Genomic DNA, 17,194 nt, shown 5'->3' with positions numbered 1-17,194 from the left:
ATTAAATTTTAGAAACAGCATAAATTTTATTTATATAGTTTGCCATTAATGAATTTAAATCAATTAATCATTCTAGATGCTATTGTGCAAAGCACTAGTTTGAGCCAAGCCGCACTTAAATTACATAAGACTCAACCTGCGCTCACGTTAGCTATTAAGAAGCTAGAATCAGAGCTAGGGTTTGAGCTACTAGACCGAAGCCAATACAGGTTACATTTAACTGAGAAGGGCCGTATTTTTTATCGTGAAGCCAAGCAATTACTTAATGCAAACAGTGAGTTAAGCTCACTTGCTAAAGAGCTGGCACTAGGTAATGAAGCCAATTACAAAATATGCTACGAGCAACTTTGCCATCAAAATAGTTATAACCAAGTGATCAGCCAAACCTTCAAACGTTTTGCTAGTACTGAGTTTAGTATTTCTTCAGGTAAGCGCTTTGTATCTCTAGAGCAGGTTAATAGCCATCAGGCTGATTTAGGAATTGGCCCTTGGTTTGATTTGTTTCATGCAACAGGGGATCTCGAAAGTTTACCGATTGGTAAATTTGATATAGGTATTGTTAGCGCGCCTGATGTAGTGCCAAGTGAAATCAGCTTTGCTGATATTCAAAACTACCCGTGTTTGGCCATGTTTGAAAGCGACTTGAGTTTTGACAGTGATAGGCTTTCTTATACGCTAGGCTCTGCATTAATGAAAATTGACGATATAACCAGTGTTAAGTCGTTTTTGCTCTCTGGTGCGGGCTGGGCAATGATCAGTTTGCAACATTGCCAAGCAGAAATCGATGCTGGTTTATTACAACAAATTAAAATTATCGATCGTGAACACCAGTTTGGTGCAGAAATTCGTGTATTTAGACAGCACTCGGTTCATCATGGCCCTGTTGCAAGAGCCATTTGGCAGGATTTTAGCGAGGTCAGTAAACAGTATTTGGAGTCGAGTCGTGCAGCAGGCAACTAAAGAAGATTTAATTTATACCATTATTTGTGCCATTCCTGAGGGGAAAGTTGCCAGTTATGGGCAAGTAGCAAAGCTTGCGGGATATCCTAATAACTCAAGGTTAGTGGGGCGGTTATTAAAAGTGATGCCCGAGGGCTCAAGCATTCCATGGCATCGGGTGGTTAATAGCCAAGGTAAAATATCGTTTCCAGAAGGCAGCAATAAACACCTTGAGCAACGACAAAAACTACTCAGTGAAGGTGTTACTTTTAATAAGGCTAAAATTAATATGCGCCTGCATCAATGGGACTAATAAACATACAAACTAATTGATAAGTAGTGACAAACACATCCAACTAGCACAAATACATGCCAAATTGCATGGCTGTAATGGCGGGTTTTAGCGCTGTAAAACACAGTGCCTAAACTGTAGGCAATCCCGCCAGCTAGCAGCCACCATAAAGCGCTTAAATCAAGGTTCAAATAAAGTGGATAAACAAGTGCTAATGCAAACCAGCCCATTAATAAATAGGTAGCGAGTGAGACCTTTTTATTCGTGTTTTTGACCAGTAATTTATATGCAACACCACCAAGCGCTAAAGTCCAAATAAACACCAAAGCAGCAATTGCCCAAGCCCCAGATAACGAAATAACCAAATAAGGCGTGTAGGTACCTGCAATAAGCAAGTAAATCGCACAGTGGTCACATTTTTTATAAATGGCTCGTATACGCTCTCTGGTACTGGCGTGATATAAGGTCGAGGCTAAAAATAATACCAGTAGGCTTGAGCCATACACGATGGCACTTACCGTAGCTGACACAGCTTTAGATTGTGAAACTAAGTCCCACAGTACATATACTGCAAACAGGACTCCCATGCCGTGAGTAAGCACGTTAAGTTGTTCTTCTTGGCGTGAATAAGGGAGTTGCTCTGTCATACTTATCTACTAAAAATGAGTGAATAAAACATTTTCAGTGTACAAGTGTGCGCTGAAAATGGCAATGCTTATTTTTTCGCTAAATATTGGTCAAAACATTTAAATTCGTTGGTTTTATTAACCAATACTGAATAAGCTTAAAAAATAAATTAATTTTTAATCTATTAAAAATCAATGGTTTAAAATTTATTTTCAGGGTGGCACAACCTTTGATTAAGTAATTACGACTAATTACTTAAAGAGACAAGGAATACCACTATGAATAACTCACTTAAATTAACTACTGCTGCGTTACTTGTATTAGGGTCAACTCAAGCAAGTGCTACTGACTTTGAATTAGATATCAGCAACACAATTACACAATCTGTTAAAAGCTATGTTCAACAAGCGAGTAACGAGCTGAAGGAAAGTGTAATGAACAGCATTGAGTTTGATGCTCAAAAGTTACTAGATACTTACATGAGTGAAGATGCAATTGCTTCGAAAGAAGAAGAGTTAAAAGTTGCTCAAGCTCCGAAAGCAACAAACAAGCAGTAAGGAAACAAGACAATGAGTAGTGAAATCAGCTTATTTTTACTTATGGTTGCACCGGTTTTGAGTTTACTCAGTGCATATGCATCTATCGAATTATTTCGTAACGTTGCACAATGGTTCAACTTCTAAGGTACAAAGTAGATATTAAGATTTCATGAAATATTGATCGGCGGATTAAAAGCGCACGTAATTAAAGGCATGTGGTTTTAGAATAGTAGACTTTATGAAGCGTGCGATTTTTCCTTTACCGGTTTTTATTTTACCTGAAGGGTTCACCAAGCTAAGAATTTTTGAGCAGCGTTACTTAACGATGGTCAAAGAAGCTGTACAAGATAACACTGGTTTTGTGCTGTGCACTTACCAACACGATACAGATCTTAACTTGCCCGAAATTGGTTGTTTAGTGCAAATAACCGACTTCAATCAAGATGATAATGGTCGATTATTAATTGATGTTTATGCTGAGCATGCAGTGTCTATGCATAACGCTTTTCAGGATAAGCAGCAACTTCGACATGCTGACATCGAAATAATTACGTCACCTTCATGGTACGTAAGCACGCCAATTAATGACGAAAACACTTTATTGAGTGACACACTTCGTGCTGTATTTGCAAATCAGCCGGATTTAGCAGGCCTATATAAAGCCCCACAATTCGATAACCTTGCTTGGGTTGTTGCCCGTTGGCTTGAAATTTTGCCAATATCGTTAGTTAAAAAACAACAACTTGCTTATAAATCTAACTTTGAAAACTTGCTAAGTTTCCTCCATACTCTAATCAACAACGAATTTACTGATTAATGTGATCTAACATCAACTATTTGCCGTATTACTTTAAACGACAATAATTGGATGACATAAAGATGGTAAGTCAACAACTTCAAACAGGTTGTAAACCTAACACAGGTCAATACTCTGCCATGCCAGATACTCCAAGCAAAGAGCTTGCTGATGCTTTATTTGCTGTTGCTGAGCACCGTGATAAACGTGCGTTTGCAATACTTTTCCAATATTTCTCACCAAAAATTAAACGTTTTGGAATAAAGCAGTTCGGTTCTGAAGCACAAGCGATGGAATTAGTTCAAGAAACACTAACCTCAGTTTGGCGTAAAGCACACCTTTACCACAAAGAAAAAGGTGCAGCGACAACTTGGGTATACACAGTAATGCGTAATGCCTCTTTCGATATGCTAAGAAAAATGAAGAGCAGCAAAGAAGAGTGCATTAGTGAAGATATCTGGCCATTGATAGATGAAGCCGAGCCGGGCCAGCACGAATTCAGTGACCACTTAGAAGATAAACAGATCAAACAGTACCTTGATAAACTACCGCTTGCGCAACGTGAAGTTGTGCGCGGGGTGTACTTTCAAGATATGTCGCAAGAGCAGCTTGCTGAGCATTTAAATATTCCCGTAGGCACAGTGAAATCTCGTCTTCGCTTAGCCTTGCAGAAGTTACGCAATGAAATGGGAGATCACCATGATTAAGCACCATCCTAGCAACGAATTGCTTGCCAAGTTCAGTGAAGGTAATCTACCTGCCACTTTGAGTGTTGCAGTCGCTATTCATGTTGAAATGTGCCCTGTGTGTCAAAACGAACTCGCTGCGCTTGAAGCGAAAAATGCTGATAATGTTTTTACTGAATCAGCTACCGACTTGGATGATATGTTCGATAAAACACTTTTTGATGCCATCACCGCTGATGAATCAATTGATGAAGTGTACGAGCAAGAACAGGTGTCAGTTGATGTTAAAGATAAAACCTACACTTTACCTAGAGCACTTACACGCATTGGCCACAGCAATTTTATGCAAATAGGCAAACTTGCCCGCTCTCGTATTGATTTAGAAGATGGCCCATTACGAGCAAGCCTGCTTCATATTGATGCGGGTGGTGAAATACCTGAGCACACTCATACTGGATTTGAGCTCACTTTATTATTAGATGGGGAGTTTAGTGATGAAGACGGACACTATGTACCGGGTGACTTTATGATGTTAGATGGTCGTCACAATCACACACCTAAAACGATTGAAGGGTGCTTGTGCTTTACAGTTGTTAGTAGTGCCCTACACTTCAATAAAGGTATTAGTAAATTACTGAACCCAATTGGTAATCTTATCTATTAGTAGAGTTTATATGCAGCAATCGACAATTAAAATTGGTTTAAGCGCCTGCTTAGCAGGCGACAAAGTTCGCTTTGACAGCGGGCACAAAAAATCTAATTTTTGCATGGATGAGTTGGCTAACCATGTTGAGTATAAAAAGTTTTGTCCTGAAGTAGCGGTAGGCCTGCCAATCCCTCGACCAACTATTCGTCAAGTGCGTGTTGGCGATACTATTAAAGTGTGCCGCCCAGATGGCACTGGCGATGTTGGCCCTAAATTAACAGAATACGGTAAACGTGTTGCGACAGAGCAAACTGCAGATTTAAGCGGCTTTGTATTTTGTGCCAAAAGCCCTAGTTGCGGAATGGAACGTATTAAAATCTACAACGAAGCGGGAACGGGAAATACCTCAGAAGGTATCGGCTTTTTTGCAGAGCAAATAATGGCACATAACCCATTGTTACCTTGCGAAGAAAACGGTCGTTTAAATGATATGCACCTTCGCGAAAACTTTGTAATGCGTGTTTATACCTATAAGCACTGGCAAACATTAAGCGAACAACCACTCACAGTACATAGATTGACTCAGTTTCATGCCCAATATAAGTACTTATTGATGGCTCATAACTACGAAGCTTACCGTAGCTTAGGAAATCTGCTTGGTACTTTTGATGGCGAAGATATCCAAACTTTGGCTGATGAATATATTTTGGGGTTAATGACAGCCCTTAAAAAACCAGCTTCACGTAAAAATAACGCTAATACATTAATGCACTTGCAAGGTTATTTTAAAAAATCGCTTTCTAAGATTGAAAAGCAAGAACTACGTGATGCCATCGATGAATATCGCCAAGGGTTAGTGCCACTTTACGTACCTCTTACGTTAATTAAGCATCATTTAAAAGTGCACCCAAACGAGTATCTTGCTAAGCAAGTGTATCTTGACCCCTATCCGAACGAATTAAAACTACGCTACGGAATTTAATGAATACATTATTTTGGTTTAGGCGCGATCTGCGCCTTTTTAATAACGACGCTTTGTATCAGGCAATCGAAAATGGTTGCAGAAATGCGGTATTTTTTATTACTGAAAAGCAATGGCAAAAGCATGATGTGGCTGATATTCAGCTAGATTTATTAAAGCGTAGGCTTAGCTTCTTGGGGAAGCTTTTAGCAAGTAAAGGTATTGAATTACATATTATTGATGCAGCTGATTACGCCGGTTGTGTTGAAAAATTAGCGTCATTTTGCGAGCAACACCAAGTAAAAAATGTATACGCTAACAACGAATATGAGCTTAATGAAGTAAACCGAGATAATGCCTTTTTACAGTACGCTGATAGTAAAGGGATTGCTTTTTGCGCATACGACGGCGATGTAATTGCGCCGCCAGGGAGTATCAAGAATCAAAGCGGCGAAATGTTTAAAGTATTCACGCCATTTAAAAATGCATGGCTAAAAGTTTATCAAGACACCCACTTTTATTTTGCTGAGCCGCCAGAGATGTTCGAGCCCATTGAGTGGCAGCCAAGTGAGTTATTAGCCTCAGACGGCAACTCAGAAAAGTGGCCTGTCGATGATGAAACGCTCAGCCACGTTTGCGCGCGCTTTATTGAAGAGAAGCTAGCAACATATCAAGACCAGCGTGATATCCCAAGCATTAAAGGCACTTCAGGTTTAAGCCCTTACTTAGCACTTGGCATTATTAGCGTTCATCAACTATTGGCACTGATCCAGCAGCGCCACCCAGATGTACTGCGAAGTAGTAAAAGTAACTTGTTTTGTTGGGTTAACGAACTGATTTGGCGTGAGTTTTACCGTCATCTTATCGCTATCTATCCAAATCTAAATAAATACGATAACTTTAATGAGAAATACAACGCCGTGAAGTGGCGTGATGATGAAAGCGACTTTAAAGCATGGTGCGAAGGTAAAACAGGCTACCCGTTAGTCGATGCTGCAATGAGGCAGCTACTGCAAACTGGCTGGATGCATAACCGTTTACGCATGGTGGTCGCGAGCTTTTTAACTAAGCACTTATTAATTGATTGGCGTAAAGGCGAACGCTTTTTTATGCAGCATCTCATAGACGGCGACCTTGCATCTAACAACGGTGGCTGGCAATGGGCTGCAAGTACGGGGTGTGATGCTCAGCCGTATTTTCGAATTTTTAATCCTATCACCCAAAGCGAGCGATTTGATCCAGATGGTGAATTTATCCGTAAATATTTACCAGAGCTGGAAAAAATACCTGCTAAACAAATCCATTTTCCGCATGATTATTTAGCGAAACAGGGTAAGTCGAGCAGTTATTGGCCAGCAATTGTTGATCATAAAGCCGCGCGAGAGCGAGCGCTAAACGCATTTAAGGTGTGACATGGACAAGGCGATCCTTGATAGGTTTATTGATGTTTATCAATCACTCAATAAAGACAATTTACAGTTACTGGATGAAATTTATCACCCAGATATCCAGTTTGCAGATCCTTTGCATGCAGTAAATGGTCTTGGGGAGCTGCGTGACTATTTCAAAAACCTCTACGCCAATGTGCTTTCTTGTGAATTCGCTATCGAAGACAGCTATGTTACTGAAAATATTCAGAGCAAAGACGACACCGCTTTTATCTATTGGACCATGTATTATCGCCATCCAAAGCTAAACAAAGGCAAAGCAATCTCGGTTGCGGGTCATAGCCGTTTAAAATTTGCTAGCAATAAAATAATTAATCACCGCGATTATTTTGATGTAGGCGCTATGCTTTATAGGCATATTCCAGTGCTTGGCTCGGCTGTGAAATACATCGATAAAAGAGCGAGTGCATAATGACGACATTAATTACAGGTGCTACCTCAGGTATTGGCGAGTCATTAGCAAAGCTTTATGCAGACAATAATGAACAGGTCATTGCATGCGGTAGAAATACAGAAAAGCTTGCTAAATTGAGCCAGCATCAAAATATAGAGTCTTGCCAGTTTGACGCAACCGACCTTCAAGATATTCGTTCGAGCACAGTGGCTTATACACAATTTGACCGGGTTATTCTCAATGCTGGCAATTGTGAATACATTGATGATGCTCGCAATTTTGACAGCAGTTTGTTTGAGCGGGTGATCACGACCAACTTACTCAGTATGGGCTATTGCCTGGAGGCGTTATTACCAAAAATAAAGCCCGGTGGTCAGCTTGTAATCGTAAGCTCTAGTGTGACTTATTTACCGTTACCACGCAGCCAAGCATATGGTGCGTCTAAAGCCGGTGTAAGTTATTTAGCCAATAGCTTGGCGGTTGATTTAAAAGATATCGATGTCACTTTAGTTCACCCAGGTTTTGTTAAAACGCCGCTTACAGACAAAAATGACTTTCCAATGCCAATGGCGGTGAGTGCAGAAAAAGCGGCAAATTATATTTATAAAGGGGTCGCGAAAAGGCGCAAAGAAGTGCACTTTCCGCACCGTTTTACCTTCATTTTAAAATTTTTAAGAATGCTTCCTACGCCACTTTGGCTGAAGCTTGCAAAAGGATTATCACGTTGAAAAAAGTGGCTGTTATTGGATCTGGCATAGCGGGTTTAAGCTGTGCGCACCTATTGCATAAGCACTACGATGTAACCGTATTTGAGAAAAACGACTACATAGGTGGCCATACTGCAACCATAGACGTAAAAGTTGATGGCGTTGAGTACGCTGTTGATACAGGCTTTATTGTCTTTAACGACCGAACTTACCCATATTTTGAAAAACTACTTAAGCGCTTGGGTGTTGAGCGTCAGAAAACGCAAATGAGCTTTAGTGTGCATAACGAACAAACCGGCTTTGAATATAACGGCCATACTTTTTGGAGTTTGTTCGCACAAAAGCGCAATATCTTTCGCCCTAAATTCTGGAAACTTTTAAAAGACATTGTGCGCTTTAATGATGTGTGTAAATCATTACATGCTGAAAAAAATTATAAAGAAAATCAAACTCTAGGCGAGTTTTTAGACGAGCATGACTTTAACGAGTTCTTTCGTTTTCATTATATCTTGCCGATGGGCGCTGCTATTTGGTCTACAAGCATTAAAGAAATGGCACAAGTTGGCGTAGAGTTTTTTGTTAAGTTTTTTTATAACCACGGTTTGTTGGATATCACTAATCGCCCGCAGTGGTATGTTATTCCGGGTGGCTCTCGCGAATACATTAAACCTATGATCCAAGGTTTTGCTGATAAAATTCGTTTAAATAGTAATATCAGCTCGGTATCTCGAAAAGATGATAGTGTGCATGTCCATTTCGATGATGGTCATAGTGAAACATTCGACAAAGTTGTGTTTGCTTGTCACTCAGATCAAGCTTTAAAGCTGTTATTAGACCCTAGCGAAGACGAAAAAAGCGTTCTCGCAGCTATACCTTATACGGCTAATTCAGTGGTACTACACACTGATACTACACTGCTACCTAAACGCAAAGCCGCATGGGCGAGCTGGAATTATCTGTTAAATAACAACACAGACAAAGCTGCTGTTGTGACTTATCAGATGAATATTTTGCAAGGCATTAAGAGCGACACGCAATTTTGTGTCACGCTTAACCACCTTGATGGCATTAAAAAAGACAAAATTTTACGCGAGTTTACCTATCATCATCCGGTATTTAATAAACAGTCGATTGCCGCTCAGCAGCAAAAGCCTCTTATAGACGGTAAAAATAATAGCTATTTTTGCGGTGCGTACTGGTACAACGGCTTCCACGAAGACGGTGTAAGAAGTGCTGTGAATGTGGCAAAGCAACTCGGAGTCGAGTTTGAATAGCGCCATATATGTAGGTGATGTTCGCCACAGGCGCTTTGCCGTCAAAGAGCATCACTTTAAGTACCCGCTTTATATGATGTGGGTCGATTTAGCTAAGCCTTATGAACTTAATGGTGTTCATCCTTGGCTTGGCTTAAGTGGTTTTAAGGCGCTTAAATTTAATCAGAGCGACTATTTTAATTATCAAACCGATATGCAGCTGCCACTCAAGCAGCGTGCACTCAATAAAATTAAAGAGCTTGGGATTGACGATGAATTTACCCATGTTTTTATGCTCGGACAGGTGCGCTGTTTAGGAATTTATTTTAGCCCGGTTAATTTTTTCTTCTTTCAAACTGGTCATGGCGATTTCACTCACATGCTTGCTGAAGTGAGCAATACGCCTTGGAATGAGCGTCATTATTATGTCGTACCCCTTGAAAAAAAAGTGAACTTTAAAAAGGTTTTCTCCGTATCACCTTTCATGAACTTAGATATGAACTATCATTGGCATATTAGAATGAATTCTGATAACACCATGATTCATATTGAAAATAAAAAAGACGACACTCTTTTGTTTGATGCAACCCTGCGTTTGCAAAAGCAGCCTCTCACGAAAGAGCAGGTTAGCGCCGTGCTTAAACAGTTTCCGGCTATGACGTTAAGTATTTTTAAAGGTATTTACCTTCATGCTTTGAAGTTGTTTTGCAAACGTGTGCCATTTATTGGCCACTCGGGCAAACAAGAGAATTCAACTAGGTGATGTGATGGAAAAAGTATCAAATTTAACACAAGCCCAAACGACCGGCTGGATGACAAAGCTTTATAAAAAACTGGTAATAGGTGCATTCAACAGTATCAATGTAGGTTGCATTACCCTAAAAGAGGGTAACCAAAAAGAGCAATTCGGTGACATTACAAGTGATTTACATGCAACGGTCACGGTAAATGATGCTGCTATGTATAAGTCATTTGCGTTATCTGGCAGTGTGGGGGCCGGAGAGGCTTATATTCTTGGCTATTGGGATTGTGACAACCTCACTAAACTTATTGAAATATTTGCTCTTAATCAAGATCAGCTAGATGCATTCGAGAAAAAATTCGCCTTTTTGAGTGGCATTGTGCACCGAGTTAATCACATTAAAAATAAAAACTCAGCAAGTGGTTCAAAAAAGAACATTGCGGCGCACTATGATTTAGGCAACGACTTATATAGTGCATTTTTAAGTGACGAAATGTTGTATTCATGTGCTGTTTACCCTTCAAAACAAGCTAGCCTTGAACAGGCCCAAGAGCACAAACTAGCATTGATTTGTGAGCAGGTTGATTTACAACCAGGTGATTCGGTGATTGAGATTGGCACAGGGTGGGGCGCCTTTGCGATTTATGCAGCAACACATTTTGATTGCCATGTAACAACGACCACCATTTCTGATGAGCAATATGCCTATGTTGAACAAAAGGTTAAAGAGCTTAACCTTGAGCATAAAATTACTTTATTAAAGCAGGATTACCGCCTCTTAGAGGGCAAGTACGATAAGCTTGTATCAATCGAAATGATTGAAGCTGTCGGTCATGAGTATTTGCCTGGCTTTTTTGCAAAATGTCAGTCTTTACTAAAAGACAGTGGTGCCATGCTTATTCAAGCAATCACCATAGCTGATCAGCGTTACAGCCACTACCTTAAAAATTCCGATTTCATTCAGCAGTACATCTTCCCGGGTGGTTGTTTGCCTTGCTTAGACGAAATGAATAAGCAAATAAAGCAGCAAACAGACATGGTTGTGCATAGTGTAAAAGATATTGGTGTTCACTATGCAAGAACACTGGCTGATTGGCGCGAGCGCTTTGTCGCTAGCTGGCCTGAAATAGATAAAGTCAAATTTGACCAGCGATTCTATCGTTTATGGTTATTTTATTTAGCTTACTGTGAAGGTGCGTTTAGAACCCGTGCTATCAGTACAGTTCATTTAGTTGCCCGTAAACCTCGTTTTGGCCATTCTGGCGATGATATCGCGCTCGATTATTAATTTTGCTTTGTTTCAAGGAGTCTGGTTTATGGCCTTACTCCTTGAGCATAATTCTCTGATACCCGCTTTAGCTGTTGTCGCTTTGATGATTTACCTATCAAAGCAACGCCAGCAAGATAGTTGGCTACTTTTATGTGGCTTGCCTCTCGCTCTGGGCTATGAATGGCTCGCCAGCAGCTTTAATTTACTTGCCTTTAAAGTAAGCCCCTTTCCTTTATGGCTTGTTGTACTTTGGGCTGCACTGCTTTTAACCATTAATACTTCGATGCAGTTTCTACAAAAACTGCCTTGGTATATTGCTTGGGGTGTTTGCGCGTTATTCGCTCCTGCTAGTTACTACGCTGGAATGCGCTTTGAAGTGCTTAATACTGAGCTCGTTCTTTGGCAGTTTTGGCTGGTTTATGGTTTGGGTTGGGCAAGTATGTTTATGGCTATAATCGCTATTAATAGGCGATTTTTAGCGGCTAAATGATCAGTTTTAGGTGGTTTTTCGTAGTGTTTGATAACACAACTTTAAGGATTATTTGATGAAACAGTCACTTAATTTAAGTTTATTTGCTGCGTTATTGTTCTCTGCGGGAGTGTATGCAAATGGCTTTAAAACGGTGGGCCAAGCGAAAATGGAGTATCTGTTTTGGGATGTTTATAACGCTAAATTAGAGACTCCATCGGGCTCGTATCAGTTTGGCCAACACCCCAGCAAACTTACACTCACTTATTTGCGGGATTTCGATGCGAAAGACATCGTCAAAGCAACCAACGAGCAATGGCAACATTTAAAGCTCAATGACATGGTAGGTGTTTATGACAAACAGTTACTAGCTCTTTGGCCTGATATCAAAAAAAACGATTCGTTGTCTTTTCAAACAAACGAACAAGGAATTGGTACTTTTTACTTTAATGACAAAGAGCTAGGGCAAATCGATGATAAAAGATTCGCTGACAACTTCTTAGCAATTTGGTTAAGCGCCGACACGTCTGAACCATCACTTCGTAAACAGCTTATTGGAGGGAAACATGATTAAGCTCAAAGCACTCTTTATTTTCGCTATGGTACTGTTAATTACCAGCTGCTCTGCGCCTGATGTTGATTATTATCAAGGAACAGAGCCTAAGTTTGACTTTAAGCAGTTTTTTAGTGGTGAGCTCAAAGCCTACGGCGTTGTGCAAGACCACAAGGGCGAGTTAACACGTAAGCTGGTAGTTGACATGCAAGCATCTTGGAACGGCAATCAGGGAGTGATTGACGAGCAATTTGTTTATGATGATGGCGAAACGCAAACCCGTGTTTGGTATATCACCATTAATGATGATGGCAGTATCACAGGGACAGCATCAGATGTGATTGGCGAAGCAAAGGGTGAGAGCAATGGAAGCGTGTTCCATTGGACATATTCTGTCGAGCTTCCATATGATGGTAGTACTTTAGTGGTAAATTTCGATGATTGGATGTACTTGGTAACACAATCACGCTTGATAAACCGTACCGCTATTGATAAGTTTGGCTTTGAGGTCGGGGAAGTTACCTTGGTTATCGAGAAAATTGAATGATGGTTTAGCTATCATAAAATTTTGTGATGGAAGTTAAATTAAGTCTTTATTAATACTGATGTCACTAACCTTGTGATTGATAGTTAAATAGTAGTCATTTTTGAATAAATTACGTAAAAATAGCAATTTGCTGTTGCTAACTTCTCAAAAATGCATAAAGATAGGTTTTGCGAAGGCAAAATAATAACGAATAGGAATCTAACAATGAATAAAGCTCAATTAGTTGAAAAAATTGCTACTGATGCAGAAATCTCAAAAGCGGCAGCAACTCGTGCACTAGATGCATTCACTGGCGCAGTTACTAGCTCTCTTAAAGAAGGTAACTCAGTAGCATTAGTTGGTTTCGGTACTTTCTCAGTAAAAGAGCGCGCAGCGCGTACTGGCCGTAACCCACAAACTGGTGCAGAAATCCAAATCGCAGCAGCAACTATCCCAAGCTTTAAAGCGGGTAAAGGTCTTAAAGACCAAGTTAATCCTTAATAGGGTAACTTACTAATTATTGAAAAAAGGGCTTATAGCCCTTTTTTTGTAACTGGCGTTTTGTTGCGATAGCGAAAAAGACTTATGCCTTTAACGCTTTATCACCACGACCAATACCAACAGCACCTGAACGTACAACTTCAATAATGTCTGATTCATGACGCAGGGTATCAAGGAAAGATTCAATCTTTTCTGTGCTCGCTACAAGTTGTAGTGTGTAGCTGTGGCGCCCCATATCTAAAATAGCACCTTGGAACACATCAGCAACACGCGTTACTGCTGCTCGAGTGGTTTCATCTTGGGCAAAAACTTTCACTAATAACAGCTCACGCTCGATATGTGCCATTTCGGTTAAGTCAATAATCTTTAGAACATCTACAAGCTTGTTCACTTGTTTGGTGATTTGCTCAACGATGCGATCATCACCCATGGTTGTAATGGTAATACGCGAAAGAGAATGATCGTCAGTTGTGCCAACAGTCAGACTATCGATGTTGTAAGCACGCTGTGAAAATAAGCCTACAATGCGGGATAACGAGCCAGGTTCGTTTTCTAATAAGATTGATAAAATACGGCGCATTATGCTTTTACTCCTTTACGTAACCACATATCATCGACTGCCCCTAGCTTGATTTGCATAGGGTAAACATGTTCTTTTTCATCTACACAGATGTCTAAAAATACCAGTCTGTCGTTAATAGACATGGCTTTTTCAATAGCAGGCTGTAATTCATCAATATGATCAACGCGAATACCTACGTGGCCATAGCTCTCTACTAATTTTACGAAATCAGGAAGTGATTCCATGTAAGAAGATGAGTGACGACCTGAATACATCATATCTTGCCATTGACGTACCATGCCCAGTGAGCGGTTATTCAACGACACAACTTTCACAGCTAAATTGTATTGTAAACATGTTGATAGCTCTTGAATGTTCATTTGGATAGAACCATCACCCGTTACACAGATAGACTCTTTATCAGGGAAGGCAAGCTTAACGCCCATTGCTGCAGGTAATCCAAAGCCCATGGTGCCTAAGCCACCAGAGTTGATCCATTGGCGAGGGTGTTTAAACGGATAATACTGAGCTGCAAACATTTGATGCTGACCTACATCAGAGCTAATGTAAGCATCTCCATCGGTTGCTTTGTAAATTGCCTCGATAACGGCTTGTGGTTTGATTTTATCGCCATCAGTGCTGTAGCTTAGGCATTTTTGTTCACGCCAGCTAATAATTTGACGCCACCAGTCTTCTTGTGCCGAACGATCAATTGAAATAGGGCTCTTATCAATCGCCGTTTGTAACTGCTCAAGCACTGTTTTCAAGCAGCCAACAACCGGGATGTGCGCTTTAATTGTTTTAGAAATAGAGGTTGGGTCAACATCAACATGAACAATCGTGGCATTAGGGCAGAATTTTTTAACGTTATTCGTTACCCGATCATCGAATCGAGCGCCTAAAGCCAAAATAACATCTGCATTTGCCATGGCTTTATTTGCCTCAAGGCTGCCATGCATACCTAACATACCAATAAAGTTAGGGTGAGTACCGCTGATACCACCTAGGCCCATTAAGGTGTTAGTGATTGGCGCATTTAATGATTCAACCAAGTGAGTTAGTTGCTCAGAGGTATTTGATAGAATAATGCCGCCACCTGAGTAAATAACCAGTTTTTTAGCTTCTAAAATTGCGCTAACTGCTTTGCGAATTTGTTTTGAGTGGCCTTTAGTGTTCGGGTTATAAGTTCGAAGCTCAGTTGTTTTTGGAAATTCGAATGGAAACTTTAGCTCAGGGTTAAGCATATCTTTAGGTAATTCAACCACAACCGGGCCAGGGCGGCCTGTGCTGGCTAAGTAGAATGCTTTAGCTAAGATTGTTGGAATATCTTTTGCGCTACGACAGTTATAGCTGTGCTTTACGATAGGGCGAGAACAACCAACAATATCAGTTTCTTGGAATGCATCATCACCAATTAAACCAGTAGGAACTTGGCCAGATAACACCACCATTGGGATAGAATCCATGTACGCTGTCGCGATACCTGTTACACAGTTTGTAGCGCCAGGGCCAGAAGTGGCTAGCACCACACCGACTTCACCAGTAGCCCGGGCATAACCATCAGCCATATGAGTTGCGGCTTGTTCGTGACGTACTAAGATATGTTCAATATCTTCTTGTTGAAATAACGCGTCATATAAATCAAGAACAGACCCGCCAGGGTAGCCAAAAATATACTTAACATTCAATTCTTTAAGTGCCCGAACAACTAGTTCGGATCCATTATATTCAGTTGTACTCATCCTCATTCCTCTGTGTGTGCAAGCATAAATGCATAAAAAAACCCCCGCATATGGCGGGGGTTTTTTAAAAAGCGTGCTTTCACCTTTTAATAGCCTCCCGCTGGGCTTGTAACTAAGACCAGTACGAGGACGTTGACGACTAAAAGGTGACGGCGAATATTCATTATTTTTTAATTTTCTTCTAAAAAATGCACAGCCGACTAGATGGCTGCTGTTTAAAAAATGTTAGGAGTATTTTTAAGCGTTTTGGAAACTGATGTCAACCGCAAATGTGGCTTTTTGCATTAATTTTTCAGTATTTAAGTTTTTTGATATTTTTGTTGCACCCACATGCTTAATTGTTATTGTTTTTGGGTGGAACTATGCATTGAATTGTTCGTGTGGCAAATTGCTAACTATACCAATAGATAATGCATTTACGTTACTGCCTTGCATAACTTAGCTACTATCAGAATAGGTTTCTTTTTATAATTAGACACCCATCTTAACACCTCGCTACAATAAGGTTTGGTTAATTTTTAAAAAGACAGCCAACTTAAATATTTAACCAGACACCCAACTTATTTTTAATAAGAATCAGCTAAAGATAGATGTGAATTATTCAGAACAAGTTGAATTGCTATAAAAATAGTGATTTTTCATTGTCATTAATTAAATTTCAGTCTTATGTGCTGAGTTATTTTTTTAGTTTTACACACTGGTCAGTGCTAGTTGCAATAGTTGTTATGCTTCTAGAATTAAAAGGATTGGATTTGTAAAATTGATTTCTAGTGTCGAATGTGTAACTAAGTAAATAAGGCTAAGCTATTAGCTATAGAGCTTCTTCGTTTTCGCTTCATGTGATTTGTATAAGCTGTGATTGCTTGTTCTTTACCTGCAGTATTTTTAAATGAGCGAGTAAAGGAAGTAGTAAGTGTGAGCCAGTTTTCTGCACAAATGTTTAATCTTTCAAGTATTGGTAACGTATTATCTGGGATTTTCCCAGGCTTATTTTCTCGTATTGAGCGGCCTGTCCAATCAACAAGTTGCAGGTATGTTTTGAGCTCAAATGGTAGTCCCTTAGGCATATGTTTACGAGGTCTACCTGCAAAGCGCATAAGCGGTTTTGGTTGCTTATTATTTTGAGCTGCATTAATTCTAGATTTAATACTGGTGTAGTCAGATTGCTTAGGTAAATCAGCCGCTTTTGCTCTAACAGGATTTAAATCTACATAAGCAAGGCATGCAGCAAGTGCAGCTTCATCAAGTAAAGCTTGTGATTTAAAGCGACCTTCCCAAAACCGTCCTTTGCACTCATCTTCTTGATTCGCTTTTCGTGCAATACCCTCGTTAAGGACTCGCATAAACCAACTAATACTGCTGAGCCTCTCACGATATAAATTTACCCTGGTATTAACCGCAGAAAGCTCTGCTTGTGTTAGTAATTCGCCATTTAAGAACCGTTGGCAAAGGAATGTACTTTTGAATAATTTGTGCCATCTAATAAGAATCGCTTTATTATTTAGACGCTTAGCTTTTGCTATATCAATGTGAAGAACCAG

At 40.0% G+C, this 17,194-nt stretch carries 21 protein-coding genes; 17 read left to right on the top strand and 4 right to left on the bottom strand.

Annotated features, from left to right (window positions below; translation table 11 throughout):
- Positions 1-48: 48 nt before the first annotated feature.
- Positions 49-960 carry a LysR family transcriptional regulator gene (locus AOG26_RS10145; RefSeq protein ID WP_054562369.1) on the top strand — a complete coding sequence of 304 codons (912 nt, stop codon included), beginning with the start codon at positions 49-51 and terminating at the stop codon, positions 958-960.
- Positions 944-1,252, top strand: a complete 309-nt coding sequence (locus AOG26_RS10140; protein WP_054562368.1) for an MGMT family protein — start codon at positions 944-946, stop codon at positions 1,250-1,252. The genes AOG26_RS10145 and AOG26_RS10140 overlap by 17 nt, the downstream gene beginning before the upstream one ends.
- On the opposite strand, the gene trhA is transcribed toward AOG26_RS10140, so the two are convergent.
- Positions 1,249-1,878 carry a PAQR family membrane homeostasis protein TrhA gene (gene trhA / locus AOG26_RS10135; RefSeq protein ID WP_054562367.1) on the bottom strand — a complete coding sequence of 210 codons (630 nt, stop codon included), beginning with the start codon at positions 1,876-1,878 and terminating at the stop codon, positions 1,249-1,251. The genes AOG26_RS10140 and trhA overlap by 4 nt on opposite strands.
- Positions 1,879-2,136: 258 nt before the next feature.
- Here trhA and AOG26_RS10130 point away from each other — a divergent pair, with 258 nt between their 5' ends.
- From AOG26_RS10130 to AOG26_RS10060, 15 genes are all read left to right on the top strand, one after another.
- Positions 2,137-2,415: a hypothetical protein gene (locus tag AOG26_RS10130; RefSeq protein WP_054562366.1), complete on the top strand. Its 279-nt coding sequence runs from the start codon at positions 2,137-2,139 to the stop codon at positions 2,413-2,415.
- 220 nt (positions 2,416-2,635) lie between these two features.
- Positions 2,636-3,214 carry an LON peptidase substrate-binding domain-containing protein gene (locus tag AOG26_RS10125; protein ID WP_054562365.1) on the top strand — a complete coding sequence of 193 codons (579 nt, stop codon included), beginning with the start codon at positions 2,636-2,638 and terminating at the stop codon, positions 3,212-3,214.
- Positions 3,215-3,276: 62 nt separating this feature from the next.
- On the top strand, positions 3,277-3,900 hold the full coding sequence (locus AOG26_RS10120; RefSeq protein ID WP_054562364.1) for a sigma-70 family RNA polymerase sigma factor: 624 nt from the start codon (positions 3,277-3,279) through the stop codon (positions 3,898-3,900).
- Positions 3,893-4,543: a ChrR family anti-sigma-E factor gene (locus AOG26_RS10115; protein ID WP_054562363.1), complete on the top strand. Its 651-nt coding sequence runs from the start codon at positions 3,893-3,895 to the stop codon at positions 4,541-4,543. Before AOG26_RS10120 ends, AOG26_RS10115 begins: the two co-directional genes overlap by 8 nt.
- A gap of 10 nt (positions 4,544-4,553) precedes the next feature.
- Positions 4,554-5,507, top strand: a complete 954-nt coding sequence (locus AOG26_RS10110) for a YbgA family protein (protein WP_054562362.1) — start codon at positions 4,554-4,556, stop codon at positions 5,505-5,507.
- Positions 5,507-6,898, top strand: coding sequence for a deoxyribodipyrimidine photo-lyase (gene phrB / locus AOG26_RS10105; protein ID WP_054562361.1), 1,392 nt, complete (start codon positions 5,507-5,509; stop codon positions 6,896-6,898). The genes AOG26_RS10110 and phrB overlap by 1 nt, the downstream gene beginning before the upstream one ends.
- 1 nt (position 6,899) lies before the next feature.
- Entirely contained in the window at positions 6,900-7,346 is a 447-nt protein-coding gene (locus tag AOG26_RS10100; protein WP_054562360.1) for a nuclear transport factor 2 family protein, read from the top strand.
- On the top strand, positions 7,346-8,056 hold the full coding sequence (locus tag AOG26_RS10095; protein WP_054562359.1) for an SDR family NAD(P)-dependent oxidoreductase: 711 nt from the start codon (positions 7,346-7,348) through the stop codon (positions 8,054-8,056). Before AOG26_RS10100 ends, AOG26_RS10095 begins: the two co-directional genes overlap by 1 nt.
- A complete protein-coding gene (locus AOG26_RS10090; RefSeq protein WP_054562358.1) occupies positions 8,053-9,309 on the top strand; it encodes an NAD(P)/FAD-dependent oxidoreductase in 1,257 nt (418 codons plus the stop codon). The genes AOG26_RS10095 and AOG26_RS10090 overlap by 4 nt, the downstream gene beginning before the upstream one ends.
- The gene (locus tag AOG26_RS10085) at positions 9,302-10,051 is read left to right on the top strand and encodes a DUF1365 domain-containing protein (RefSeq protein ID WP_054562357.1); all 750 of its coding nucleotides are present in this window, start codon (positions 9,302-9,304) and stop codon (positions 10,049-10,051) included. Before AOG26_RS10090 ends, AOG26_RS10085 begins: the two co-directional genes overlap by 8 nt.
- Before the next feature lie 4 nt (positions 10,052-10,055).
- The gene (locus AOG26_RS10080) at positions 10,056-11,318 is read left to right on the top strand and encodes an SAM-dependent methyltransferase (protein WP_054562356.1); all 1,263 of its coding nucleotides are present in this window, start codon (positions 10,056-10,058) and stop codon (positions 11,316-11,318) included.
- Positions 11,296-11,790 carry a DUF2878 family protein gene (locus tag AOG26_RS10075; RefSeq protein WP_054562355.1) on the top strand — a complete coding sequence of 165 codons (495 nt, stop codon included), beginning with the start codon at positions 11,296-11,298 and terminating at the stop codon, positions 11,788-11,790. Before AOG26_RS10080 ends, AOG26_RS10075 begins: the two co-directional genes overlap by 23 nt.
- Before the next feature lie 55 nt (positions 11,791-11,845).
- Complete coding sequence (locus AOG26_RS10070; protein ID WP_054562354.1) at positions 11,846-12,343, top strand: chalcone isomerase family protein; 498 nt, start codon at positions 11,846-11,848, stop codon at positions 12,341-12,343.
- On the top strand, positions 12,336-12,869 hold the full coding sequence (locus AOG26_RS10065) for a DUF3833 domain-containing protein (RefSeq protein ID WP_054562353.1): 534 nt from the start codon (positions 12,336-12,338) through the stop codon (positions 12,867-12,869). The genes AOG26_RS10070 and AOG26_RS10065 overlap by 8 nt, the downstream gene beginning before the upstream one ends.
- A 204-nt stretch (positions 12,870-13,073) precedes the next feature.
- Positions 13,074-13,349, top strand: coding sequence for an HU family DNA-binding protein (locus AOG26_RS10060; protein WP_004586404.1), 276 nt, complete (start codon positions 13,074-13,076; stop codon positions 13,347-13,349).
- Between the two features lie 82 nt (positions 13,350-13,431).
- Here AOG26_RS10060 and ilvN read toward each other — a convergent pair whose 3' ends face one another.
- The 3 genes from ilvN to AOG26_RS10045 all read right to left on the bottom strand — a co-directional run.
- Positions 13,432-13,929, bottom strand: coding sequence for an acetolactate synthase small subunit (gene ilvN / locus AOG26_RS10055; RefSeq protein ID WP_054551998.1), 498 nt, complete (start codon positions 13,927-13,929; stop codon positions 13,432-13,434).
- Positions 13,929-15,653: an acetolactate synthase 3 large subunit gene (locus AOG26_RS10050; RefSeq protein ID WP_054562352.1), complete on the bottom strand. Its 1,725-nt coding sequence runs from the start codon at positions 15,651-15,653 to the stop codon at positions 13,929-13,931. The genes ilvN and AOG26_RS10050 overlap by 1 nt, the downstream gene beginning before the upstream one ends.
- A 785-nt stretch (positions 15,654-16,438) precedes the next feature.
- Positions 16,439-17,194, bottom strand: a 756-nt coding sequence (locus tag AOG26_RS10045) for a hypothetical protein (protein WP_054562351.1), incomplete at its 5' end; no start/stop codon positions are given.

The sequence above is a fragment of the Pseudoalteromonas sp. UCD-33C genome (assembly GCF_001306895.1).
Lineage (GTDB): Bacteria > Pseudomonadota > Gammaproteobacteria > Enterobacterales > Alteromonadaceae > Pseudoalteromonas.
This window is presented reverse-complemented; position numbering and strand designations above follow the sequence as displayed.